The following is a 22,338-nucleotide window of genomic DNA, read 5'->3' on the forward strand; positions in this document are numbered from 1 at the left end:
GGCGTGAACCAGAACGAGTCCCCTGCGGACCGGGCGTTCCGCGCCGAGGTCCGCGGCTGGCTGGAGGCCAACCTGTCGGGCGAGTTCGCGCACGCGCGCGGCCTCGGCGGGCCCGGCCGCGAGCACGAGGCGTTCGAGGAGCGGCTGGCCTGGGAGCGCCACATGGCCGCCGCGGGCTGGACGTGCGTGGGCTGGCCCGAGGAGCACGGCGGCCGCGGTGCGACCGTCCGGCAGCAAGTGATCTTCAACGAGGAGTACGCGCTCGCCGGCGCCCCGGCCCGCGTCGGGCACATCGGCGAGAACCTGCTCGGCCCCACGATCATCGCGTTCGGCACCGACGAGCAGCGGGCGCGGTTCCTGCCCCCGATCGTCGCCGTCGAGGAGCTGTGGTGCCAGGGCTACTCCGAGCCCAACGCCGGCTCCGACCTCGCCAACGTGCAGACCCGCGCCGCGCTCGAAGGCGACCACTGGAGGATCGACGGGCAGAAGGTCTGGACGTCCAACGCCCTCGAATCGGACTGGTGCTTCGTCGTCGCCCGCACCGAGCCCGGCTCGTCCCGCCACCACGGCCTGTCCTACCTGCTCGTCCCGATGAAGCGGGACGGCGTGGACATCCGGCCGATCGTCCAGCTCACCGGCACCTCGGAGTTCAACGAGGTCTTCTTCGACGGCGCCCGCACCGACGCCGGGAACATCGTCGGCGCGCCCGGCGAGGGCTGGAAGATCGCGATGGCCACGCTCGGCTTCGAGCGCGGCGTCGCCACCCTCGGCCAGCAGGTCGGGTTCCGCCGCGAGTTCGAGGGCGTCCTCGACCTCGCCCGCCGCACCGGCGCCATCGACGACCCGCTCCTCCGCGACCGCCTCACCCGCGCGTACATGGGCCTGGAGGTCATGCGGCTGAACGCGGTCCGCACGATGGCGGGCGTCGCGTCCGGCGCCCCCGGGCCCGAGTCGTCCATCTCCAAGCTCGTCTGGGGCACCTGGCACCGCGAACTCGGCGAGCTCGCCATGGACGTCCTCGGCGCCGCCGGGATGGTCGCCGACGGCGAACCGTACGACCTCAACGACTGGCAGCGGCTGTTCCTGTTCTCCCGCTCCGACACGATCTACGCCGGGTCGAACGAGATCCAGCGCAACATCATCGCCGAGCGCGTGCTCGGTCTCCCCAGAGAGGCTCGCGGATGACGCCGCCCCCCTACGTCCCCGGGCACGGCCTGCTGAAGGACCGCGCCGTCGTGATCACCGCCGCGGCCGGCGCCGGGATCGGCGGCGCCACCGCCCGCCGCTGCCTGGAGGAGGGCGCCCGCGTCCTGGTCTCCGACGCGCACGAGCGGCGGCTCGCCGCGTCCGCGCAGGAGCTGGAGAAGGAGTTCGGCGCCGACCGCGTCGCCTCCCTGCCCTGCGACGTCACCGACGAGGAGCAGGTCCGGGCGCTGTACGCGCTCGGCGTCGAGCGGTTCGGCCGGATCGACGTCGCGGTCAACAACGCCGGCCTCGGCGGCACCGCCGAGCTGGTCGACATGACCGACGACCAGTGGGGACGCGTCCTCGACATCACGCTGAACGGGACGATGCGCTGCACCCGCGCCGCGCTGCGCGTCATGCGCGACCAGGGCGCCGGCGTCATCGTCAACAACGCGTCGGTGATCGGCTGGCGTGCGCAGAAGGGCCAGTCCCACTACGCCGCCGCCAAGGCCGGCGTGATGGCCCTCACCCGCTGCTCCGCCCTGGAGGCCGCCGAGTTCGGCGTGCGGATCAACGCCGTCTCCCCGTCCCTCGCCATGCACCCCCACCTGGTCAAGGTGACCTCGGAGGACCTGCTGGACGAGCTGACGCGGCGCGAGGCGTTCGGCCGCTACGCCGAGCCCTGGGAGGTGGCCAACGTTATCGTCTTCCTGGCCAGCGACTACTCCTCGTACATGACCGGGGAGGTCGTCTCCGTGTCCTCTCAGCACGCTTAGGAACCGACCATGAGTCCACGACGGCGCGACGCCGAGGGCACCGCCGCCGCCCGCGCGGAGCGGCGGGCCGAGCTGCTCGCCACCGCCGCCGAGGTGTTCGCCTCGCAGGGGTACTCCGCCACCACCGTCCGGAAGGTGGCCGACGCCGCCGGCATCCTCGGCGGCAGCCTCTACTACCACTTCGACTCCAAGGAGGCGATGGCCGACGAGATCCTGTCGACCTTCCTGGACGAGATGTGGGCGGCCTACGAGCGCGTCCTCGCCGCCGGCCTCAGCGCCCGCGACACCATGGAGGGCGTCATCGTCGAGTCGTTCCGCTCGATCGACCGGCACCGGCCCGCCGTCGTCCTCTACCAGAACGAGTCCAAGCACCTCGCGACCAGCGAACGCTTCCACTACCTGCTCGAGTCGCAGCGCCGCTTCGAGACGATGTGGATGTCCCTGCTGGACCGGGGCGTCGAGGAGGGCGCCTTCCGCGCCGACCTCGACCGGACGCTGATCTACCGCTTCATCCGCGACACCGTCTGGGTCGCGGCCAACTGGTACCAGCACGGCGGGCGGCTGTCCGCCGACGACATCGCCAAGCAGTACCTCGCCATGGTCCTCGAAGGCATCCAGGCGAGCTAGCCCCGAAGGAGACACCCCCATGGCCGAGGCCTACATCGTCGAGGCGGTCCGCGCCCCCGTCGGCCGCAAGAAGGGCGGGCTCGCCGGCGTCCATCCCGCCGACCTCGGCGCCCACGTGCTGAAGGCGCTGATGGACCGCGCGAAGGTCGACCCCGCCGCCGTCGAGGACGTGGTGTTCGGCAACGTCGACAGCGTCGGCCCGCAGGCCGGCGACATCGCCCGCACCTGCTGGCTCGCCGCCGGGCTGCCCGAGGAGGTCCCGGGCGTCACCGTCGACCGGCAGTGCGGCTCCTCGCAGCAGGCCGTGCACTTCGCGGCGCAGGCCGTCCTCGCCGGGACGTCCGACCTCGTCGTCGCGGGCGGCGTGCAGAACATGTCGCAGATCCCGATCTCCTTCGCGATGACCGCCGCCGAGCCGCTCGGTTTCACGCAGGGCCCGTTCGCCGGCTCCAAGGGCTGGACCGAGCGGTACGGCGACACCGAGGTGTCGCAGTTCAACGGCGCCGAGATGATCGCCCGCGACTGGGACGTCTCCCGCGAGGAGATGGAGGCGTTCGCCTACGAGTCGCACCAGCGGGCCATCCGCGCGATCGACGAGGGCCGGTTCGAGCGGGAGATCGTCCCGCTGGAGGGCGTCACCGCCGACGAGGGCCCCCGCCGCGACACCACCCGGGAGAAGATGGCCGGGCTGAAGACCCTCGTCGAGGGCGGCCGGCTCACCGCCGCGCTCGCCTCCCAGATCTCCGACGGCTCCGCCGCGCTGCTCATCGCGTCCGAGCAGGCCGTCAAGGACCACGGCCTCACCCCGCGCGCCCGCATCCACCACATCTCGGCGCGCGGCGAGGACCCGATCCGGATGCTGTCCGCGCCGATCCCCGCCACCGCGTACGCGCTGAAGAAGACCGGCATGACGATCGGCGACTTCGACGCCGTCGAGATCAACGAGGCGTTCGCGTCGGTCGTGCTCGCCTGGCTGAAGGAGACCGGCGCCGACCCGGCGAAGGTCAACCCGAACGGCGGCGCCATCGCCCTCGGCCACCCGCTCGGCGCCACCGGCGCCCGGCTAATGACCACCCTGCTGCACGAGCTGGAGCGCACCGGCGGCCGCTACGGCCTCCAGACGATGTGCGAGGGCGGCGGCCAGGCAAACGTCACCATCCTCGAAAGGCTCTGATCCCCAGGGGGGCGACCCTCTGGAACCCCCGGTTACGGCCGACGGGCAGGCGCTGCGCTCGCTGCGCGTGCCTGCCCGCGAGCCGTGGCCGAGCTTGAACGGATCCTTCTGACCGGAGGTCGTTGTGGACGTCTTCGAGAGCGCGAAGCTCGGGCCCGTCACCCTGCGGAACCGTGTCATCAAGGCCGCCACGTTCGAGGGCATGACGCCGGACGCCCTCGTCACCGACGACCTGATCGAGTACCACCGGCGGCCCGCCGCCGGGGGAGTGGCGATGACGACCGTCGCCTACTGCGCGGTCGCCCCCGAGGGCCGCACCGAGCGGCGGCAGATCCACATGCGGCCCGAGGCCGTTCCCGGGCTGCGGCGCCTCACCGACGCCGTGCACGCCGAGGGCGCGGCCGCGGCCGCGCAGATCGGGCACGCCGGGCCGGTCGCCGACGCGAGCTCCAACGGGATGCGGGGACTGTCGGCCGGGCGGTTCTTCAACCCGCTCGGGATGCGCTTCACCAAGGCGGCGACGGCCGAGGACATCGAGCGGGTCACCCGCGCCCATGCCGCCGCGGCGCGGCTGGCGATCGAGGCGGGCTTCGACGCGGTCGAGATCCACTTCGGGCACAACTACCTCGCCAGCTCGTTCCTCAGCCCGCGGCTGAACAAGCGCGACGACGCCTACGGCGGGCCGATCGAGAACCGCGCCAGGGTCGCGCTCGGCATCGCCCGGGCGGTGCGCGAGGAGGTCGGCGACCGGATCGCCGTCACCGCGAAGATCAACATGCGGGACGGCGTGCCGGGCGGGCTGGAGGTCGACGACAGCCTCCAGGTGGCGCGCTGGCTGCAGGAGGAGGGCACCATCGACGCGCTGGAGCTGACGGCGGGCAGCTCCCTGCTGAACCCGATGTACCTGTTCCGCGGCGAGGCGCCGGTCCGCGAGTTCGCCGCCAACTTCAAGCAGCCGCTGCGGGCGGGCATCCGGATGTCCGGCACGAGGTTCCTGCGCGCCTACCCCTACCAGGAGGCGTACCTCCTCGAACACGCCCGCCGGTTCCGCGCCGAGCTGGACCTCCCGCTGATCCTGCTCGGCGGCGTCACCAACCGCGAGACCATGGACAGGGCGATGGCGGAGGGCTTCCAGTTCGTCGCGATGGGACGCGCGCTGCTGCGCGAGCCCGACCTCGTGAACAGGATCGCGGAGGACCCCTCGACGCGGTCGCTGTGCATCCACTGCAACCGCTGCATGCCGACGATCTACACCGGCACGCACTGCCCCGAGATCCCGGCGGAGGGCCCGGCTTGACCTGGAGCGCGCTCGAACTCGTACCGTGATGTGCATGATCACTCCGCAGCACGGGATCGGTTCGGGTTTCGGGTTCGAGAGCACGGCGCGCGAGGTCCTGGCGGGCGTCGACCTGTCCGGGAGGCTGGCCGTCGTGACCGGCGGCTACTCCGGCCTGGGGTTGGAGACGACCCGCGCCCTGGCCGAGGCCGGCGCGCGCGTCGTGGTGCCGGCGCGGCGTCCGGCGGCGGCGAAGGAGGCGCTCGAGGGCGTCGGCGACGTCGAGGTGGACGAGCTGGACCTCGCGGACCTGGAGAGCGTGCGCGGCTTCGCCGACCGCTTCCTCGAGTCCGGACGCGGCATCGACATGATCATCGGCAACGCGGCGGTCATGGCCTGCCCGGAGACCCGGGTCGGGCCGGGCTGGGAGGCGCAGTTCGCGACCAACCACCTCGGCCACTACGCGCTGGTGAACCGGCTGTGGCCGGCGGTCAGGCCCGGCGCCCGCGTCGTCGCCGTCTCCTCGCAGGGGCACCACTTCTCCCGGATGCGCTGGGACGACCCGCACTTCACGCGCGGCTACGACCGGTGGGAGGCGTACGGGCAGGCGAAGACCGCCAACGTGCTGTTCGCCGTGCACCTGGACGCCCTGGCGAAGGACGCCGTGCGCGCGTTCTCCCTCCACCCGGGCAGCATCCTCACGCCGCTGCAGCGCCACATCCCGAAGGAGGACAAGATCGCGTACGGGTGGATCGACGAGGACGGCAACGAGATCGCCCAGGGCTTCAAGACCCCGGAGCAGGGCGCCGCGACCGCGGTGTGGGCGGCGACGTCGCCGCGGCTGGACGGAATGGGCGGCGTCTACTGCATGGACTGCGACATCGCCGAGCCCACCCCGGCCGACATGCCGGAGGTGCGCGGCCGGAAGGCCGGCGCGCCCGCGCCCGTGGGCGTCCGGCCCTACGCGACCGACCCCGGCGAGGCCGCGCGGCTGTGGGCGTACTCGGCCGAGCTGACCGGCGTCGACGCCTTCGCGGAGTAGGCGCCGCCGCACCGGCCGTCCGGTGCGGGGGCCAGGCCCGGCACCGTCCCCGCCCGTCGGCATAATCCCTGGGGGACGACCGACGGCCGAGGGGTGTGGCGATGATCGACGTGGGCGGCTGGTCGCCGGAACCGGTGGAGACGGCCGAGGCGATCGGCGCGGCGCCGTCCGCCGCGCTGGCGGGAGTGCTCGACGTCGAGCCGCCGGGGGAGGAGCTGCCGCCGCTGTGGCACTGGCTGCACTTCCTCGAACGGCCCGCGCAGCACGAACTCGGCCCGGACGGTCATCCGCTCGCCGGGCACTTCCTGCCGCCGATCCCCGACCGGCGGCGCATGTTCGCCGGCGGCCGGTTCCGCGTCCGCGAGCCGCTGCGCGCCGGCGACACCGTCACGCGCCGCACCGAACTGGCCTCCACGGCCGTCAAGCAGGGACGCAGCGGCGAGATGCTGTTCGTGACCGTCCGCCACACGTTCCTGCGGGACGGCGCCGAGATCGCGGTCGAGGAGCAGGACCTCGTCTACCGCAGCGGCGACACGGCGTCCCGCCCGCCGGAGGTGTCCTTCGCGGCGCCGGACACGAAGGCGCCGTGGACGCTGCCGGTGACCGCCGACCCGGTGCTGCTGTTCCGGTTCAGCGCGCTCACCTACAACGCCCACCGCATCCACTACGACGAGACCTACGCGACCGAGGTCGAGGGGCACGGCGGGCTCGTCGTGCACGGGCCGCTGCTGGCGATCCTGTGCCTCGAACTGCCGCGCCGGGCGGGCCTGAAGGTGAACGGGCTGTCGTTCCGCGCCCGCAGGCCCGTCTACGCGCGGCAGCCCTTCGTCGCGGCCGGCTCGCCGGACGGGGAGCTGTCGATCGAGGCGCCCGGCGGCGTCACCGCGATGACCGCGACGTTCTCCACCGCCTGAAGGACGACGCCCCTAGGCGGCCGTCACGGGCGGCTCCACGACGGCCGGCCCGTCGCGGCGCTCCGTCCTGATCTGCAGCACGTACCGCTTGACCTCGTCGGCGGCGTCCTCGCGGCTCCAGCCCAGCCGGGGCGCGAGGAGCCCGGCGACGTGCGCCGCCGCGGCGAGGCCGCCGTCCCACTCCTCGATCGACACGCGGAGCCGCCGCGCGAGGACGTCCTCCAGGTGCAGCGCGCCCTCGTGCGTCACCGCGTAGACGGCCTCGGCGCACAGGTAGTCCTCCGCGCCGGGGATCGGCGCGCCGAGCTCCGGTTCGGCGGCCACCAGGTCGAGGACGTCCTGCGCGCACGACCCGTACCGGCGCAGCAGGTGCTCGATCCGCGCGACGTGCAGCCCGGAGCGGGCGGCGAGCCGGCGCCGCTCGTTCCACAGCACCTCGAAGCCGACCGCGCCGAGGATCGGCAGCCGCCCGGTGACCGACGCGGGCACCGACTCGTCCAGGCCCTCGGCGACCACGTCGACCGCGTCGCGCGCCATGACCCGGTAGGTGGTGAACTTGCCGCCCGTGACGACGACCAGCCCCGGCACCGGCTCCGCGACGGCGTGCTCGCGGGACAGGCGCGCTGTGTCGTCCATCTCGCCCGACAGCAGAGGGCGCAGCCCCGCGTACACGCCCTCGACGTCGTCCATGGTCAGCGGCGTGCGCAGCACCGCGTTCACCCGCTCCAGCAGGTAGCCGATGTCGGTGTGGTCGGCGACCGGCTCGTCCGGGCCCTCGTCGTGCGGGGTGTCGGTCGTGCCGACCAGCCAGTGCCGGCCCCACGGGATGATGAACAGCACGCTGCGCTCGGTCCGGGTGATCAGCCCGGTGTCCATCGGGATCCGGTCGCGCGGCACCACCAGGTGGACGCCCTTGGACGCGCGCACCGCGAACGTCGCCCGCGCCCCGGTCATCGCCTGCGCGCCGTCCGTCCACACGCCCGTCGCGCAGACCACCCGGCGGGCGCGGACGGTGATCTCCCGCCCGCCCTCCAGGTCCACGACGTGCGCGCCGGTGACCCGCTCGCCCTCGCGCAGGAACCCGGTCACCTCGGTACGCGTGGCGACCCTGGCGCCGTACTGGGCGGCGGTGCGGGCGACCATCATCGTGTAGCGGGCGTCGTCCACCTGCGCGTCGTAGTACTGGATCGCGCCGACGAGCGCGTCCGCGCGCAGGGCCGGCGCCTCCCGCAGCGCGCCGCGCCGGGTGAGCTGCCGGTGCCGGGGCAGCGACCGGGCGCCGCCCATCGTGTCGTAGAGGGTCACCCCGGCGCTGACGTACGCCCGCTCCCACACCCGGTTGCGCAGCGGGTACAGGAACTGGACGGGCCGCACCAGGTGCGGCGCGAGCCGCTGCAGCAGCAGGGCACGCTCCCGCAGCGCCTCGCGGACCAGGCCGAAGTCGCGCTGCTCCAGGTAGCGGAGCCCGCCGTGGATCAGCTTGCTGGAGCGGCTGGAGGTGCCGGCCGCCCAGTCGCGGGCCTCCACCAGGGCGACGGTCAGGCCCCGGGAGATCGCGTCGAGCGCGGCGCCGGCGCCGACGATGCCGCCGCCGACGACCAGGACGTCGAACTCGGTCTCGGCCAGGTCGCGCAGGGTGTCCTCGCGGTACCGAGGGCCGAGGGCTACGGATGTCACTGCATGCTCCCGATGAGGGGTGATCGGTCAGGATGGTGCGGGCGGGGCCGGCGCCGGTGTCCCGGCCCCGCCGCGCGCGGTGTCCCGGCCGGGTCTAGTCGACGTCGACCCAGTCGAGGGTTCGGTTGACGGCCTTCTTCCAGCCGGCGTAGCCCTTCTCGCGCTGCTCGTCGCTCCAGGTGGGCAGCCAGCGCTTGTCCTCGTTCCAGTTCCGGCGCAGCTCGTCGGTGGTGTTCCAGAAGCCGACGGCGAGGCCGGCGGCGTAGGCGGCGCCGAGGGCGGTGGTCTCGGCGACGACGGGGCGCGACACCGGGACGCCGAGGATGTCGGCCTGCATCTGCATGCACAGCTCGTTGGCGGTGATCCCGCCGTCGACCTTGAGCGTGTCGAGGGCCACGCCGGAGTCCTCGCGCATGGCCTCCACGACGTCCCGCGACTGGTAGCAGATCGATTCGAGGGTGGCGCGGGCCAGGTGGGCGTTGGTGTTGAACCGCGACAGCCCGACGATCGCGCCGCGCGCGTCCGACCTCCAGTAGGGGGCGAACAGCCCGGAGAACGCGGGGACGAAGTACACGCCGCCGTTGTCCTCGACCTGCCGGGCGAGGGCCTCGCTCTGGGCGGCGCCGGAGATGATGCCGAGCTGGTCGCGCAGCCACTGCACCGCCGACCCGGTCACCGCGATCGAGCCCTCCAGCGCGTACACCACCGGGTGGTCGCCGAACTTGTAGCAGACCGTGGTCAGCAGCCCGTTCTTCGACCGCACCAGCTCGTTGCCCGTGTTGAGCAGCAGGAAGTTGCCGGTGCCGTAGGTGTTCTTGGCCTCGCCGGGCGAGAAGCACACCTGGCCGACCGTCGCGGCCTGCTGGTCGCCGAGGATGCCGGTCAGCGGGACCTCCCCGCCGAGCGGGCCGTCCGGGCGCGTCAGCCCGTAGGCGTCGGACGTCGACGACGGCCTGATCTCCGGCAGCATCGCGCGCGGGATGCCGAAGAACGACAGCAGCTCGTCGTCCCAGTCGAGGGTCTCCAGGTCCATCAGCATGGTGCGGCTGGCGTTGGTGACGTCGGTGACGTGCACGCCGCCGTCCGTCCCGCCGGTCAGGTTCCACAGCACCCAGCTGTCGGTCGTCCCGAAGATCGCGTCGCCCCGCTCGGCCGCCTCCCGGACCCCGTCGACGTTCTCCAGGATCCACTGGATCTTGCCGCCGGAGAAGTAGGTCGCCGGCGGGAGCCCGGCCTTCCGGCGGATGACGTCGCCCTTGCCCTCCCGCTCCAGCGCCGAGGCGATGCGGTCGGTGCGGGTGTCCTGCCAGACGATCGCGTTGAAGTAGGGCCGCCCGGTGCGGCGGTCCCACACCAGTGTCGTCTCCCGCTGGTTGGTGATGCCGAACGCCGCGAGGTCGGTGTGGCTGAGGTTCGCCTTGTTCAGCGTGCTCTGGACGACCGCGCGGGTGCGCTCCCAGATCTCGGTGGGGTTGTGCTCGACCCAGCCGGCCTGCGGCAGGATCTGCTCGTGCTCGAGCTGGTGGCGGGCGATCTCGTTGCCGCCGTGATCGAAGATCATGAACCGGGTGCTCGTGGTGCCCTGGTCGAGCGCTCCGACGAAGTCAGCCATGTGCGGAATCTCCAGTGGAAAGGGCCTGCGGACGGGGACGGAAGCCGATCATGCGGGTTGCCTGCGGGGGACGACCCCCCGCGCCCCCCGGTTCGCTTTGCTCATGCGGGTTGCCTGTGGGGGGACGACCCCCCACGCCCCCCGGTTCGCTTCGCTCATGCGGCTTCGTACTCGGGCTCGGGCTTCGCGACGTCCGGCTCCACGTCGTCGGACGGCAGGAACCAGCCGATCAGCAGCTTGTACAGCCCGGCGCCGAGCACGCCGCCGATGAGCGGGGCGACGATCGGCACCCAGAAGTACAGGTCCCCGTGCTGGTCCTTCCAGGCGCCGCCGTAGCCGGTGATGAACTCCGCGAGCCGGGGCCCGAAGTCGCGCGCCGGGTTGATCGCGTAGCCGGCGTCCGAGCCGAACGCCATCCCGATCGCCACGACCAGCAGCCCGATCAGGAAGGGGCCGAGGTTGGCCAGCGGCGGCGAGTTGCGCACGTCGGTCAGCGCCTTGATGACGAACAGCAGGATGGCGGTGCCGATGACCTGGTCGCGGAACGCGCCCCAGGTGCCGACGGGCAGGGTCCCGTTGCCCGGCAGCGTCGAGAAGACGCCCTGGGTCTTGATGGTGTGGCCGGGGTCGACCTTGGCCAGGATCTCGCTGTAGTTCCATCGGACGATCAGCGCCGCGATGAACGCCCCGGCGGTCTGGGCGGCGATGTAGGGCGCCACCTTCCGCCAGGAGAACTCCTTGAACGCGGCCAGCGCGACCGTGACCGCGGGGTTGAGGTGGGCGCCGCTGATCCGCGCGGCGACGTAGACGCCGAGCGTGACGCCGAGCCCCCAGGCCCAGGCGATGCTGTCGTGGTCGCCGATGTTCGCCCCGGCGACCTGCGCGACGACGCCGACCCCGAACAGGATCAGGATCATCGTCCCGGCGAACTCGGCGGCGAGCTCACCGGCCAGGGATGGGAATTTCCGGCGTTCCGCCATGTCTGTCTCCTCGGCTGCGGGGGTGGACGCAAAGCCCCATGAGGCTGGCCAGAACGTAAGACGCGGATGACCCGGAAACAACGGAAGGCTGCCGACAATGTCGAACACTTTCCCCGCCGCCCGGTGCCGGTTACCCTCCCCCCTGTGCACCAGATCACAGAATCCGGGCAGCTCGGGACGGAAACGGCGGTGATGACGACAGGTGCCGACATTGTCGGCACCTCAACCCGAGAACTAGCATCGGGTTCATGCCCGGACCTGTGCAGTCGATCGAGCGGGCCGCCGCGATCCTGCGGCTGCTCGCGGCCAGCTCCGGCCGGCTCGGGGTCGGTGAGATCGCCAGCTCGCTCGGGCTCGCCCGCGGCACCGCGCACGGCATCCTGCGCACCCTGGAGCGGGTCGGCTTCGTCGAGCAGGACGGCGGCACCGGAAAGTACCAGCTCGGCGCCGCCCTGCTCCACCTCGGCACCAGCTACCTGGACGTCAACGAGCTGCGCTCCCGGGCGATCAACTGGGCGGACGCGCTGGCCTCGCGCAGCGGCGAGGCCGTCCGCATCGGCACCCTGCTCGACGGGAAGGTCCTGGTCGTCCACCACGTGTTCCGGCCCGACGACACCCTCCAGGCGCTGGACGTCGGGTCGCTGCTGCCGCTGCACGCCACCGCCCTCGGCAAGGCGCTGCTGGCGCACGACGCCAACGCGGCGGCGTCGATCCGCGACACCGAGCTGGAGTCCTACTGCCGCCGGACGATCACCGATCCGCGCCTGCTCGCACGGGCCGCCACCCGGGTCCGGGAGAACGGCTGGGCGGCCGAGGTCGAGGAGCTGTCCATCGGCGAGGCGGGCATCGCCGCCCCGATCCGCGGGTACGGGGGACTCGTCGTCGGGGCCATCGGCATCTCCGGGGCGGTCGAGCGGATCTGCGACACCGGCCGCGTCCCCGAGCCCCGGCTGGTGGCGTTCGTGCGCGACGCGGCCCGCGCCGTCTCCCGGGACCTCGGCGGCTCGCGGTGGTGACGCGCGGAGACCCCCCGTGACGGGACGGACGGCCGCCCGGGCCGGCGGGCGGCGGGAGCGCGGGACGAGGAAGGGGCACGGCGGGGGAGAGGGCGCAACGTGACCGAACGCTACGTGATGTCGATCGACCAGGGCACCACCTCGACCCGGTGCATCCTGTTCGACCACGGCGGCCGGCTGGTGTCGGTGGCGCAGCGCGAGCACCGGCAGCACTTCCCGCGGCCGGGCTGGGTCGAACACGACCCGATGGAGATCTGGCGCAACCTGGAGCGGATCGCGCCGGAGGCGCTCGCCCAGGCGGGCGTGACGGCGAACCAGGTCGCGGCCGTCGGCATCGCCAACCAGCGCGAGACCACCGTGCTGTGGGACCGGCTCACCGGCGTCCCGATCGGCCGCGCCATCGTCTGGCAGGACATGCGGACCGGCCCGCTGGTCGACGAGCTGGGCCGCGCGCCCGGCGCCGCGATCGTCACCGAGCGCAGCGGGCTGCCGCTCGCCACCTACTTCTCCGCGCCGCGCATCCGCTGGCTGCTCGACCACACGCCCGGCCTGCGCGAGCGCGCCGAGCGCGGCGAGGTGCTGTTCGGCACCATGGAGAGCTGGCTGATCTGGAACCTCAGCGGCGGCGTCGACGGCGGCGTGCACGTCACCGACGTCACCAACGCCAGCCGCACCCTGCTGATGGACCTGCACACGCTGTCCTGGGACGACGACCTGCTGGCGTTCTTCGGGGTGCCGCGGGCGATGCTGCCGGAGATCAGGTCGTCCACCGAGACCTACGGGACGGCCCGCCGGGTGTTCCCCGGGGTGCGGGTCGGCGCCGCGCTCGGCGACCAGCAGGCCGCGCTGTTCGGCCAGACGTGCTTCGCGCCCGGCGAGACCAAGTGCACCTACGGGACCGGCGCGTTCCTGCTGATGAACACCGGGACCAAGCCGGTGCGGTCGGAGAACGGGCTGCTCACCACCGTCGGCTACAAGATCGGCGACGAGCCGGCGGTGTACGCGCTGGAGGGCTCGATCGCGATCACCGGCGCGCTCGTCCAGTGGTTCCGCGACGGGCTCGGGCTGATCACCACCGCGCCGGAGATCGAGACGCTCGCCCGCACCGTGACCGACAACGGCGGCTGCTACATCGTGCCGGCGTTCTCCGGGCTGTTCGCCCCGCACTGGCGGAGCGAGGCCCGCGGCATCATCGTCGGCCTGACCTCCTACATCACCAAGGGCCATCTGGCGCGGGCGGTGCTGGAGGCGACCGGCTGGCAGACCCGCGAGGTCGTGGACGCGATGAACCGGGACTCCGGGCTCAGCCTCCGGGAGCTGAAGGCCGACGGCGGCATGACCTCCGACAACCTGCTGATGCAGATGGTCGCCGACATGCTGAACGTGCCGGTGGCGCGGCCGATGGTGGTCGAGACCGTCTCGCTCGGCGCCGCGTACGCCGCCGGGCTGGCGGTCGGCTACTGGGCGGGCCTGGAGGGGCTGCGGCGGAACTGGCACCGCGCGGCCCGCTGGGTCCCCGCCATGGAGTCAAGCCGCCGCGACCACGAGTACGACAACTGGAGGCGCGCCGTGGAACGCACCTTCGACTGGATCCGGGCCGGCGAGGAGCCCGGCGACGCGCCCTGACCCGGCCCGCGCCTGCGTCAGACGCGGTTCCGCTCGACCAGCTGCTTGACGATCACGTTGCGCTGGATCTCGTTGGTCCCCTCGCCGACGATCATCAGCGGGGCGTCCCGGAAGTAGCGCTCGATGTCGAACTCGGTGGAGTAGCCCGCCGCGCCGTGGATCCGGACGGCGTTGAGGGCGATCCGCATCGCCGCCTCGGAGGCGTAGAGCTTGGCCATGCCCGCCTCCATGTCGCAGCGCTCGCCGGCGTCCAGCCGTCCGGCGGCGTCCAGGGTGAGCAGCCGTGCCGCGCGCAGCTCGGTCGCCATGTCGGCGAGGTAGTTGCCGACCGACTGGTGCTTCCAGATCGGCTTGCCGAACGCCTCGCGCTCCTGGGCGTAGCGGACGGAGTCCTCCAGCGCGGCCCGGGCCACGCCGAGCGCGCGCGCCGCGACCTGGATCCGGCCGACCTCCAGGCCGCGCATCATCTGCGCGAACCCGCGGCCCTCCTCGCCGCCGAGGACCGCGTCCAGTGGCGCCTCGTAGCCGTCGAACGACAGCTCGCAGCTCTCCACGCCCTTGTAGCCGAGCTTCGGCAGATCGCGGGAGACCGTCAGGCCCGGCCCCTTCTCGACGAGCAGGACGCTGATGCCGCGGTGGCGGGGCCGGGCGTCCGGGTCGGTCTTGCACAGCAGCGCGATCAGGCCGGACGTGCGCGCGTTCGTGATCCACATCTTCGCGCCGTCGATCACGTAGCGGTCGCCCTCGCGGCGCGCGGCCGTGGTCATCGCCTGGAGGTCGGAGCCCCCGGACGGCTCGGTCAGCGCCATCGTGGCGCGCAGCTCGCCGGTCGCCATCCGGGGCAGGTACCGGCGCTTCTGCTCCTCGGTCCCGAAGACCGCGAGCAGGTGCGAGACGACCGTGTGCCCGCCGAACGCTCCCGCGAGCGACATCCAGCCGCGCGCCAGTTCCTCGGTGACGAGGGCGTAGCAGGCCTTGGAGACCGCGGACTCGCCGTACGGTTCGGGCACGGCGAGCCCGTAGACGCCCAGCTCCTTCATGCGGGCGATCAGGTGCTCGGGATAGGCGTTCGCGTGCTCGAGGTCGCGGGCCACCGGCCGGACCTCCCGGTCGACGAAGTCCGCGACGACCTCGACGATGGCGCGCTCCTCGTCGTTCAGCGTGAACACGGCTGCCGCCCTCCTCCGGCCCTGGCACCGGCCGGCACCTTTTCATATATTTGATTTGAAAATCACGGCTGTCAACTTGCTGGAGGTCGGGAGCGGCTGATCGGACACGAGCAGGGACGGTCCTCCCCTACATAATGTTGGGGTCACGCGAGGCGCACGGGGAGACGATGACGGTGGCGATTTCCGGCGGCCAGGCGCTCGGCAGGCGCCGCCAGCTCAGCGACGAGGTGGCCGCCTACGTCCGCGAGCTGATCATGTCCGGCCAGGTCAGGCACGGGGAGTTCCTGCGACTGGAGCGGATCGCCGACGATCTCGGGATCAGCGTCACCCCGGTCCGCGAGGCGCTGCTGTCGCTGCGCGGCGAGGGCTTCGTGACGCTGGAGCCGCGCCGGGGGTTCATGCCGGCGCCGCTGTCGCGCCAGGACGTCCAGGACCTGTTCGAGGCGCAGGCGTACTTCGCCGGGGAACTGGCGTCCCGCGCCGCCGAGAAGATCACGCCGGACGAGCTGGAGGCGCTCGACCGGACGCAGCGGCTGCTGGAGCGGGCGTCCAAGGCCGCGGACGCCGAGGGCATCGAGCGGGCCAACCACCAGTTCCACCGGGTGGTCAACCTGTGCGCCGCATCGCCCAAGACGGCCTGGCTGCTCCAGCTGGTGGTGCGGTACGCGCCGCGCCGCTTCTACTCCAGCATCCAGGGCTGGAGCCAGGCCTCCGTCGACGACCACCGGCTCATCCTGGCGGCGCTTCGGGCCGGGGACCCCGAGGCCGCGCGCGGTGCGATGCGGGCTCACATCAGGCACGCCGGAGCGCTGCTGGTCGTGCATCTGGAGGCGCAGGGCTTCTGGGCCGACCCCACGGCCTGAGGGGCCGCCCCCGGGCGCGCCCTTCCCCGGAGCGCCCCTCTCGCCATATCGTATAAAAAATTGCGAGGAGGGTTCGATGGACGACCGGGACTCCGGAGCGGTGCCCGCCCCGGCGCGGGGATCGGCGGCGGGCGCGTGACCGGCGGCCCCGCCGGCGACGTCGTCGAGGTCGCCGACCACGGCGCGACCCGGGTCCTGACGCTGAACCGCCCCGACGCGCGCAACGCGATCGACATCCCGATGCGCCTGCGGCTCCTGGAGGAGCTGCGGCGCGCCGCCGACGACCCGGCCGTCCGCGCGATCGTGCTGACCGGCGCGGGCGGCACCTTCTGCGCGGGCGGCGACCTGCGGTCGATGGAGGGCGCGGACGCCGAGGCGGTCCGCGAGCGGCTGGCGCCGGTGCACCGGGCCGTCCGGATCATCGCGACCTGCGGAACCCCGGTGATCGCGGCCGTCGAGGGCGCCGCCGCGGGGCTCGGCGTGTCCGTCGCCGCCGCCTGCGACCACGTGGTGGCCGCCGAGGACGCCCGGTTCGTCGCCGCGTTCGGCAAGGTCGGGCTGGTCGCCGACGGCGGGCTGCTGTGGACGCTCCCGCAGCGCGTCGGGATGGGCCGCGCCAAGGAGATGCTCGTGTTCGGCCGGACGGTACCCGCGCGGCGGGCCTTCGAGATCGGGCTCGCCGACTCCCTCGCACCGCCCGGCGGTGCCCTGGACGCGGCGCTGGAGCTGGCCGCCGGCGCGGCGTCGCTCGCCCCGCTCGCGGTCGCCGCCGCCAAGCGGCTCCTCGCGCGCGCCGACCACAGCCTGAAACGGCTGCTGGAGGCCGAGCGGGAGGAGCAGGCCGCGCTGTTCGGCACCGCCGACTTCGCCGAGGGCCGCGCCGCGTTCGCCGAGCGCCGCGCCCCCCGCTTCGAGGGCCGCTGAGCCGCCGGCGCCGCGGCCACGTCGCACAGGCGCGTGATCCGGGAGGGAATGGAACGTGAGCAGGCTGCAGCAGACCTACGGGCTGACCGACGAGCAGCGGGAGATCGTCGCGACGGTGCGGGCCTTCGTCGACAAGGAGATCCTCCCGGTCGCCACGGAGCTCGAGCACGCGGACGCGTACCCGCAGGAGATCGTGGACGGGATGAAGAGGCTCGGCCTGTTCGGGCTGATGATCGGCGAGGAGCACGGCGGGCTCGGCGAGTCGCTGCTGACCTACGCGCTCGCGGTGGAGGAGCTGTCGCGCGGCTGGATGAGCGTGTCCGGCATCGTCAACACGCACTTCATCGTCGCCTGGATGATCACCCATCACGGCACGCCGGAGCAGCGGGCGCACTACCTGCCGAAGATGGCGACCGGGGAGATCCGCGGCGCGTTCTCGATGTCGGAGCCGGGCTGCGGCTCGGACGTGTCGGCGATCAAGACCCGCGCCGTGCCCGACGGCGACGACTACGTGATCGACGGCCAGAAGATGTGGCTGACCAACGGCGGTTCCGCGAACCTCGTCGCCACGCTCGTCAAGACCGACCCGGACGCGGGCCACCGCGGCATGACGACGTTCCTGGTCGACAAGACGCCCGGGTTCGGGGAGGTCGCGCCGGGCCTGACCGTCCCCGGGAAGATCGAGAAGATGGGGTACAAGGGCGTCGACACGACCGAGCTGGTCTTCGACTCCTACCGGATCCCGGCCGCGCAGATCCTCGGCGGGACGCCCGGCCGCGGCTTCTACCAGATGATGGACGGCGTCGAGGTCGGCCGCGTCAACGTCGCCGCGCGCGGCTGCGGCGTCGCCCGCCGCGCCTACGAGCTGGCCCTGGACTACGCGCGGCGGCGCGAGACGTTCGGCAAGCCGATCGCCGAGCACCAGGCGGTCATGTTCCGGCTCGCCGAGATGGCGACGAAGGTCGAGGCCGCGCACCAGATGATGGTGATGGCGGCGCGCCGCAAGGACTCCGGCGAGCGCAACGACCTCGAGGCGGGCATGGCCAAGTACCTGGCCAGCGAGTACTGCAAGGAGGTCGTGGAGGACGCCTTCCGCATCCACGGCGGCTACGCCTACTCGAAGGAGTACGAGATCGAGCGCCTCTACCGGGAGGCGCCGATGCTGCTGATCGGCGAGGGCACCGCCGACATCCAGAAGATGATCATCGGCCGCCGGCTGCTGGAGGGCTGACGCGGATGCTCCCCCTCGAAGGCATCACCGTCGTCGCGCTGGAGCAGGCGGTCGCGGCGCCGTTCGCCACCCGGCAGCTCGCCGACCTCGGCGCCCGCGTCATCAAGGTCGAGCGCGTGGACGGCGGCGACTTCGCCCGCGCCTACGACGCCGACGTGCGCGGCGGGCTCGGCACCCACTTCGCGTGGCTGAACCGGTCGAAGGAGTCGGTCGCGCTCGACCTCAAGCGGGACGAGGGCCGGGCGATCCTCGCCGAGCTGGTCGCGGGCGCCGACGTGTTCCTGCAGAACCTCGCGCCCGGCGCCGCCGCCCGCCTCGGCTTCGGCGCGGACGGCCTCCGCGCCCGCGACCCCCGGCTCATCGTCGTCGACATGTCCGGCTACGGGACGCGCGGCCCGTACCGCGACAAGCGCGCCTACGACATGCTCGTGCAGGCCGAGGCGGGCTTGATCTCGGTGACGGGCACCCCGGAGACGCCGGTGAAGGCGGGCTCGCCGCTGGCCGACATCGCCGCCGGGATGTACGCCTTCTCCGGGACGCTCGCGGCGCTCGTCCGGCGCGGCACCACCGGCGAGGGCGCGGCGATCGAGGTCACGATGTTCGACGCGGTCGCCGAATGGATGAGCCAGGCGATGTACACGACCCTCTACACGGGCTCGGTGCCGCCGCGGACCCGGCTGAGCCATCCGGTGATCTCCCCGTACGACGCCTATCCGACCGCCGACGGGGTCGACGTCGTCATCGGCGTGCAGAACGACCGCGGCTGGGCGGCGATGGCCGACGGCGTCCTGGACCGTCCCGACCTCGTCACCGACCCGGAGTACGCCACGAACCAGGCGAGGGTCCGCAACCGCGAGAAGGTGGACGCGATCGTCGCGGGCGTCACCTCGTCGATGGACCGCGAGGAGCTGATGCGGCGGCTGGACGAGGCGGGCGTCGCGAACGCGTCGCTGAACGACGGGCACGGGCTGATCGCGCATCCGCAGCTCGCCGAGCGCGACCGCTGGCGCGAGGTCGGTTCCCCGGTCGGGCCCATCCGCGCGATCCGCCCGCCGATCACCTTCGCCGACGTCGAGGCGCGCATGGACCCCGTCCCGGCGCTCGGCGAGCACACCGAGGCCGTCCTGCGCGAACTCGGACGCGACGACGCGGCCATCGCCCGGCTGAGCGGGTCCGGGACCGTGCGGCTGCACGCGGAGCCCCCGCCCGCCCCCTGACCGGCGTCCGCCACCTGACCGGCCGCCGCCTCCGGTGATCAGGGCCGGGCCGCCGGATATCGTGGCGGCATGGCCAGTACGACCCCCGCCCCCGTCCCCGATCGCCGTCGCGAGGAGATGCGCGACTTCCTGCGCACCCGCCGCGCCCGGCTCACGCCCTCCGACGTCGGCATGCCCGACGCGGGCCGGCGCCGGACGCCGGGACTGCGGCGCGAGGAGGTCGCCGTGCTCGCCGGGGTCGGCGTGTCCTGGTACACGTGGCTGGAGCAGGGGCGCGACATCAAGGTCTCCGGCGACGTGCTGGACGCCATCGCCCGCGCCCTCCGGCTCGACGCCGCCGAGCGCGAGCACCTGTACCTGCTGGCCGGGCTGAACCCGCCGCGGCGCGAGGCCGGCCCCGCCGTCCCGATCACGCCGGAGCTGCGGCGGGTGCTGGACGCGTGGTCGCCGCGCCCCGCCTACGTCCGGGACCGGCACTGGAACTTCATCGCCATCAACGACGCGGCCCGCGAGGTGTTCGGGTTCTCCGACGTGGACCACAACTGCCTGGTGACGTTCTTCACCAACGCCCGCTACCGGGAGATGCACCTGGAGTGGGCGGCGGCGGCCCCGGGCGTCGTCGCCCGGTTCCGCGCGGACGCGGCCCGCTATCCCGACGACCCCGAGTTCGGCCGGATCGCCGAGGACATGATCGCGGCCAGCCCGGAGTTCGCCGAGCTGTGGCCGCGGCACGACGTGAGCGCCGCCACGCAGGCGGTCAAGGGGGTCCGGCACCCGGAGGCCGGCGAGATGATCTTCGAGGGGACGCTGCTGCCGCTCGCCGACCGCCCCGGCACCGACCTCGTGCTGCAGAACCCGCGGCCCGGCACCGGGACCATGGAACGCCTGGAGCGGCTGATGGCGCGGCGCGGGCTGGCCGCGGCGAGCTGACCCGCGGTCCGCCAGGGTGGTGGTGGCACACCCAGGATGAACGGAGTCTCCCTGTCCCTCCGGCGATCCGCCACGATCGTTCCCGAACGAACCGGAGGAAGGGGAACGACCGTGAGGAATCGCGATTTCGCGGGCACGCCGGTGGGCGCCGTCGGGCTGGGCTGCATGGGGATGAGCTGGGCCTACACCGAGTCCGAGCGCGACGACGACGCGTCGGTGGCGCTGATCCGCGAGGCGCTCGACCTGGGCGTCACGTTCCTGGACACCGCGCAGCCCTACGGCGACGGCCACAACGAGACGCTGGTCGGGCGGGCGCTCGCCGGCCGCCGCGACGAGGCGGTGCTCGCCACGAAGACGGGCCTGGTCGTGGAGTCGCTCGCCACCCGGAAGATCGTCCGGAACGGGCGGCCGGAGCACGTCAAGGCGTCCGCCGAGGACAGCCTCCGCCGCCTGGACACCGACGTGATCGATCTCTACTACCTGCACCGCGTCGACCCGGACGTGCCGCTGGCCGACACCTGGGGCGCGATGGCGGAGCTGGTCGCCGAGGGCAAGGTGCGGCGGCTGGGGCTGTCGGAGGTCAGCGTCGCGCAGGCGGCCGAGGCGCACGCGATCCACCCGGTGGCGGCGATCCAGTCGGAGCTGTCGCTGTGGACGCGCGACGCGCTGGGGCAGCCGGGGACGGAGGCCGCCGGCGCCGGCGCGGTCTCGGGCGCCGGCGAGGCGGGCGACGTGGTCGGCTGGTGCGCCGCCAACGGCGCGGCGTTCGTCCCGTTCTCGCCGCTCGGCCGGGGGTTCCTCACCGGGACCGTCACCGCAGCCGACTTCGAGGACACCGACTTCCGCGGCGCCAACCCGCGCTTCCAGGAGGAGGCGCTGAAGGCGAACCTGCGCATCGTCGACGTCGTCAAGGCGGTCGCCGAGCGGCACGGCGCCACCCCGGCGCAGGTCGCCATCGCCTGGACGCTCGCGCAGGGCGACCACGTCATCCCCATCCCCGGCACCAAGAAGCAGCGGTACCTGCGCGACAACGCCGCCGCCGCCGACCTGGACCTCACCGAGACCGACCTGGCCGAGCTGGACGCCGTTCCCGCGGCCGTTGGAGGGCGTTACTGATGAAGGCCGTCACCATTCCCGCGTTCGGCGAGGCCGACGTGCTGCGGGTGGACGAGATCAAGGTCCCCGAGCCGGGGCCGGGGCAGGTGTCGATCGACGTCGCCTACGCGGGCGCCAACTTCGCCGAGGTGCTGTACCGGCGGGGCGTCGTGGACGTGCCGCTGCCGTTCGTCCCCGGCATCGAGGTGTCCGGGCACGTCCGCGCGGTCGGCCCCGACGTCGAGGGGCTGCGGCCCGGGCAGCCCGTCGCCGCGCTGACGATCGTGGACAGCGGCGGGTACGCCGAGGTCGCCGTCACCTCCGCCGACCTGGTCGCGCCGCTGGACGGTCTCGGCCTCGGCCTGGACGTCGCCGCCGCGATCCCGTCGAACAGCACGACCGCGTTCCTCGTCCTGGACCGGGCGGCGCGCATCGAGCCGGGCGAGACCGTGCTCGTGCACGCCGCCGCCGGAGGGGTCGGCAGCCAGCTCGGGCAGGCGGCGCGGCAGCTCGGCGCGGGCCGCGTGGTCGGCACCGTCGGCGGCCCGGCGAAGATCGAGACGGCGCGCGGCTTCGGCTACGACGACGTCGTGCTCCGCGACGAGCTGCCGGACCGGGTCGCGGACCTGACCGGCGGGCGCGGGTTCGACGTCGTGGTGGACATGGTCGGCGGCCCGGCGCGCCGCACCAGCCTCGACGCCCTCGCCCCGATGGGCCGGATGATCGTCATGGGCAACGCGTCCGGCGCGGACGACGTGGGCGTGTCGGCGAACGAGCTGTGGTTCACCAACAAGTCCGTGGCGGGGTTCAACCTCGCGGCGTTCTCCGGTGCGTTCCCCGCCGACGCGGGCCGGGGCCTGCGCCGCGCCGTGGCCGCCGCGGCCTCCGGCGACCTGCGGGTGCAGGTGGAGGAACTGCCCCTGGAGCAGGCCGCCGAAGCGCACCGGCGCATCGAGTCCGGCGCCACGACCGGCAAGCTCGTCCTCGCGGTGCGCGGCTGACGC

20 protein-coding genes are annotated in these 22,338 nt (G+C 73.1%); 16 read left to right on the plus strand and 4 right to left on the minus strand.

The window, feature by feature from the left end:
• The first annotated feature begins 3 nt into the window (after positions 1–3).
• The 7 genes from J4557_RS30585 (at position 4) to J4557_RS30615 (ending at position 6,994) form a co-directional block, all read left to right on the plus strand.
• Positions 4–1,185 (plus strand): acyl-CoA dehydrogenase family protein, encoded by a 1,182-nt coding sequence (locus J4557_RS30585; protein ID WP_208270226.1) that lies wholly within the window; start codon positions 4–6, stop codon positions 1,183–1,185.
• Entirely contained in the window at positions 1,182–1,961 is a 780-nt protein-coding gene (locus J4557_RS30590; protein ID WP_208270227.1) for an SDR family oxidoreductase, read from the plus strand. Before J4557_RS30585 ends, J4557_RS30590 begins: the two co-directional genes overlap by 4 nt.
• A 9-nt stretch (positions 1,962–1,970) precedes the next feature.
• Complete coding sequence (locus tag J4557_RS30595; protein WP_190858525.1) at positions 1,971–2,588, plus strand: TetR/AcrR family transcriptional regulator; 618 nt, start codon at positions 1,971–1,973, stop codon at positions 2,586–2,588.
• A 19-nt stretch (positions 2,589–2,607) separates the two neighbouring features.
• Positions 2,608–3,762 carry an acetyl-CoA C-acetyltransferase gene (locus tag J4557_RS30600; protein WP_208270228.1) on the plus strand — a complete coding sequence of 385 codons (1,155 nt, stop codon included), beginning with the start codon at positions 2,608–2,610 and terminating at the stop codon, positions 3,760–3,762.
• A 124-nt stretch (positions 3,763–3,886) separates the two neighbouring features.
• Positions 3,887–5,059: an NADH:flavin oxidoreductase gene (locus tag J4557_RS30605; protein ID WP_208270229.1), complete on the plus strand. Its 1,173-nt coding sequence runs from the start codon at positions 3,887–3,889 to the stop codon at positions 5,057–5,059.
• Positions 5,060–5,093: 34 nt separating this feature from the next.
• The gene (locus J4557_RS30610) at positions 5,094–6,080 is read left to right on the plus strand and encodes an SDR family NAD(P)-dependent oxidoreductase (RefSeq protein WP_208270230.1); all 987 of its coding nucleotides are present in this window, start codon (positions 5,094–5,096) and stop codon (positions 6,078–6,080) included.
• 101 nt (positions 6,081–6,181) lie between these two features.
• Positions 6,182–6,994 (plus strand): HTD2 family dehydratase, encoded by an 813-nt coding sequence (locus tag J4557_RS30615; RefSeq protein ID WP_208270231.1) that lies wholly within the window; start codon positions 6,182–6,184, stop codon positions 6,992–6,994.
• 12 nt (positions 6,995–7,006) lie between these two features.
• Here the strand turns inward: J4557_RS30615 and J4557_RS30620 are convergent, their stop codons facing one another.
• From J4557_RS30620 to J4557_RS30630, 3 genes are all read right to left on the minus strand, one after another.
• Positions 7,007–8,671: a glycerol-3-phosphate dehydrogenase/oxidase gene (locus J4557_RS30620; protein ID WP_208270232.1), complete on the minus strand. Its 1,665-nt coding sequence runs from the start codon at positions 8,669–8,671 to the stop codon at positions 7,007–7,009.
• A gap of 94 nt (positions 8,672–8,765) precedes the next feature.
• Complete coding sequence (gene glpK, locus J4557_RS30625; protein ID WP_208270233.1) at positions 8,766–10,283, minus strand: glycerol kinase GlpK; 1,518 nt, start codon at positions 10,281–10,283, stop codon at positions 8,766–8,768.
• Positions 10,284–10,438: 155 nt separating this feature from the next.
• A complete protein-coding gene (locus J4557_RS30630) occupies positions 10,439–11,263 on the minus strand; it encodes an MIP/aquaporin family protein (RefSeq protein WP_208270234.1) in 825 nt (274 codons plus the stop codon).
• 248 nt (positions 11,264–11,511) lie between these two features.
• Here J4557_RS30630 and J4557_RS30635 point away from each other — a divergent pair, with 248 nt between their 5' ends.
• Together J4557_RS30635 and glpK (J4557_RS30640) are read left to right on the plus strand one after the other, a co-directional pair.
• On the plus strand, positions 11,512–12,279 hold the full coding sequence (locus J4557_RS30635; protein ID WP_151594760.1) for an IclR family transcriptional regulator: 768 nt from the start codon (positions 11,512–11,514) through the stop codon (positions 12,277–12,279).
• Positions 12,280–12,378: 99 nt separating this feature from the next.
• A complete protein-coding gene (gene glpK, locus J4557_RS30640) occupies positions 12,379–13,905 on the plus strand; it encodes a glycerol kinase GlpK (protein WP_208270235.1) in 1,527 nt (508 codons plus the stop codon).
• Positions 13,906–13,922: 17 nt separating this feature from the next.
• Here the strand turns inward: glpK (J4557_RS30640) and J4557_RS30645 are convergent, their stop codons facing one another.
• Positions 13,923–15,074: an acyl-CoA dehydrogenase family protein gene (locus tag J4557_RS30645; protein WP_208270236.1), complete on the minus strand. Its 1,152-nt coding sequence runs from the start codon at positions 15,072–15,074 to the stop codon at positions 13,923–13,925.
• Positions 15,075–15,241: 167 nt separating this feature from the next.
• Here J4557_RS30645 and J4557_RS30650 point away from each other — a divergent pair, with 167 nt between their 5' ends.
• The 7 genes from J4557_RS30650 to J4557_RS30680 all read left to right on the plus strand — a co-directional run bounded on the left by J4557_RS30650 (position 15,242) and on the right by J4557_RS30680 (position 22,335).
• Positions 15,242–15,937: a GntR family transcriptional regulator gene (locus J4557_RS30650; protein WP_208270237.1), complete on the plus strand. Its 696-nt coding sequence runs from the start codon at positions 15,242–15,244 to the stop codon at positions 15,935–15,937.
• 135 nt (positions 15,938–16,072) lie between these two features.
• Complete coding sequence (locus J4557_RS30655) at positions 16,073–16,861, plus strand: enoyl-CoA hydratase/isomerase family protein (protein WP_208270238.1); 789 nt, start codon at positions 16,073–16,075, stop codon at positions 16,859–16,861.
• Positions 16,862–16,916: 55 nt separating this feature from the next.
• A complete protein-coding gene (locus tag J4557_RS30660; protein WP_208270239.1) occupies positions 16,917–18,092 on the plus strand; it encodes an acyl-CoA dehydrogenase family protein in 1,176 nt (391 codons plus the stop codon).
• 5 nt (positions 18,093–18,097) lie between these two features.
• Positions 18,098–19,309 (plus strand): CaiB/BaiF CoA transferase family protein, encoded by a 1,212-nt coding sequence (locus tag J4557_RS30665; protein ID WP_208270240.1) that lies wholly within the window; start codon positions 18,098–18,100, stop codon positions 19,307–19,309.
• Between the two features lie 69 nt (positions 19,310–19,378).
• Complete coding sequence (locus tag J4557_RS30670; protein ID WP_208270241.1) at positions 19,379–20,239, plus strand: helix-turn-helix transcriptional regulator; 861 nt, start codon at positions 19,379–19,381, stop codon at positions 20,237–20,239.
• A gap of 111 nt (positions 20,240–20,350) precedes the next feature.
• Positions 20,351–21,355: an aldo/keto reductase gene (locus J4557_RS30675; RefSeq protein ID WP_208270242.1), complete on the plus strand. Its 1,005-nt coding sequence runs from the start codon at positions 20,351–20,353 to the stop codon at positions 21,353–21,355.
• On the plus strand, positions 21,355–22,335 hold the full coding sequence (locus J4557_RS30680; protein ID WP_208270243.1) for a quinone oxidoreductase family protein: 981 nt from the start codon (positions 21,355–21,357) through the stop codon (positions 22,333–22,335). The genes J4557_RS30675 and J4557_RS30680 overlap by 1 nt, the downstream gene beginning before the upstream one ends.
• Positions 22,336–22,338: the final 3 nt, after the last annotated feature.

The organism is Actinomadura nitritigenes, from assembly GCF_017573545.1.
Classification (GTDB): Bacteria; Actinomycetota; Actinomycetes; order Streptosporangiales; family Streptosporangiaceae; genus Spirillospora; species Spirillospora nitritigenes.

Bases quoted from the DNA above. Each gene is read 5' to 3' on its own strand.
- J4557_RS30590 (WP_208270227.1), top strand. From the start codon at position 1,182: ATGACGCCGCCCCCCTACGTCCCCGGGCACGGCCTGCTGAAGGACCGC.
- J4557_RS30595 (WP_190858525.1), top strand. From the start codon at position 1,971: ATGAGTCCACGACGGCGCGACGCCGAGGGCACCGCCGCCGCCCGCGCG.
- J4557_RS30600 (WP_208270228.1), top strand. From the start codon at position 2,608: ATGGCCGAGGCCTACATCGTCGAGGCGGTCCGCGCCCCCGTCGGCCGC.
- J4557_RS30610 (WP_208270230.1), top strand. From the start codon at position 5,094: ATGATCACTCCGCAGCACGGGATCGGTTCGGGTTTCGGGTTCGAGAGC.
- J4557_RS30615 (WP_208270231.1), top strand. From the start codon at position 6,182: ATGATCGACGTGGGCGGCTGGTCGCCGGAACCGGTGGAGACGGCCGAG.
- glpK (WP_208270233.1), bottom strand. From the start codon at position 10,283: ATGGCTGACTTCGTCGGAGCGCTCGACCAGGGCACCACGAGCACCCGG.
- J4557_RS30630 (WP_208270234.1), bottom strand. From the start codon at position 11,263: ATGGCGGAACGCCGGAAATTCCCATCCCTGGCCGGTGAGCTCGCCGCC.
- J4557_RS30635 (WP_151594760.1), top strand. From the start codon at position 11,512: ATGCCCGGACCTGTGCAGTCGATCGAGCGGGCCGCCGCGATCCTGCGG.
- J4557_RS30650 (WP_208270237.1), top strand. From the start codon at position 15,242: ATGACGGTGGCGATTTCCGGCGGCCAGGCGCTCGGCAGGCGCCGCCAG.
- J4557_RS30665 (WP_208270240.1), top strand. From the start codon at position 18,098: ATGCTCCCCCTCGAAGGCATCACCGTCGTCGCGCTGGAGCAGGCGGTC.
- J4557_RS30670 (WP_208270241.1), top strand. From the start codon at position 19,379: ATGGCCAGTACGACCCCCGCCCCCGTCCCCGATCGCCGTCGCGAGGAG.
- J4557_RS30680 (WP_208270243.1), top strand. From the start codon at position 21,355: ATGAAGGCCGTCACCATTCCCGCGTTCGGCGAGGCCGACGTGCTGCGG.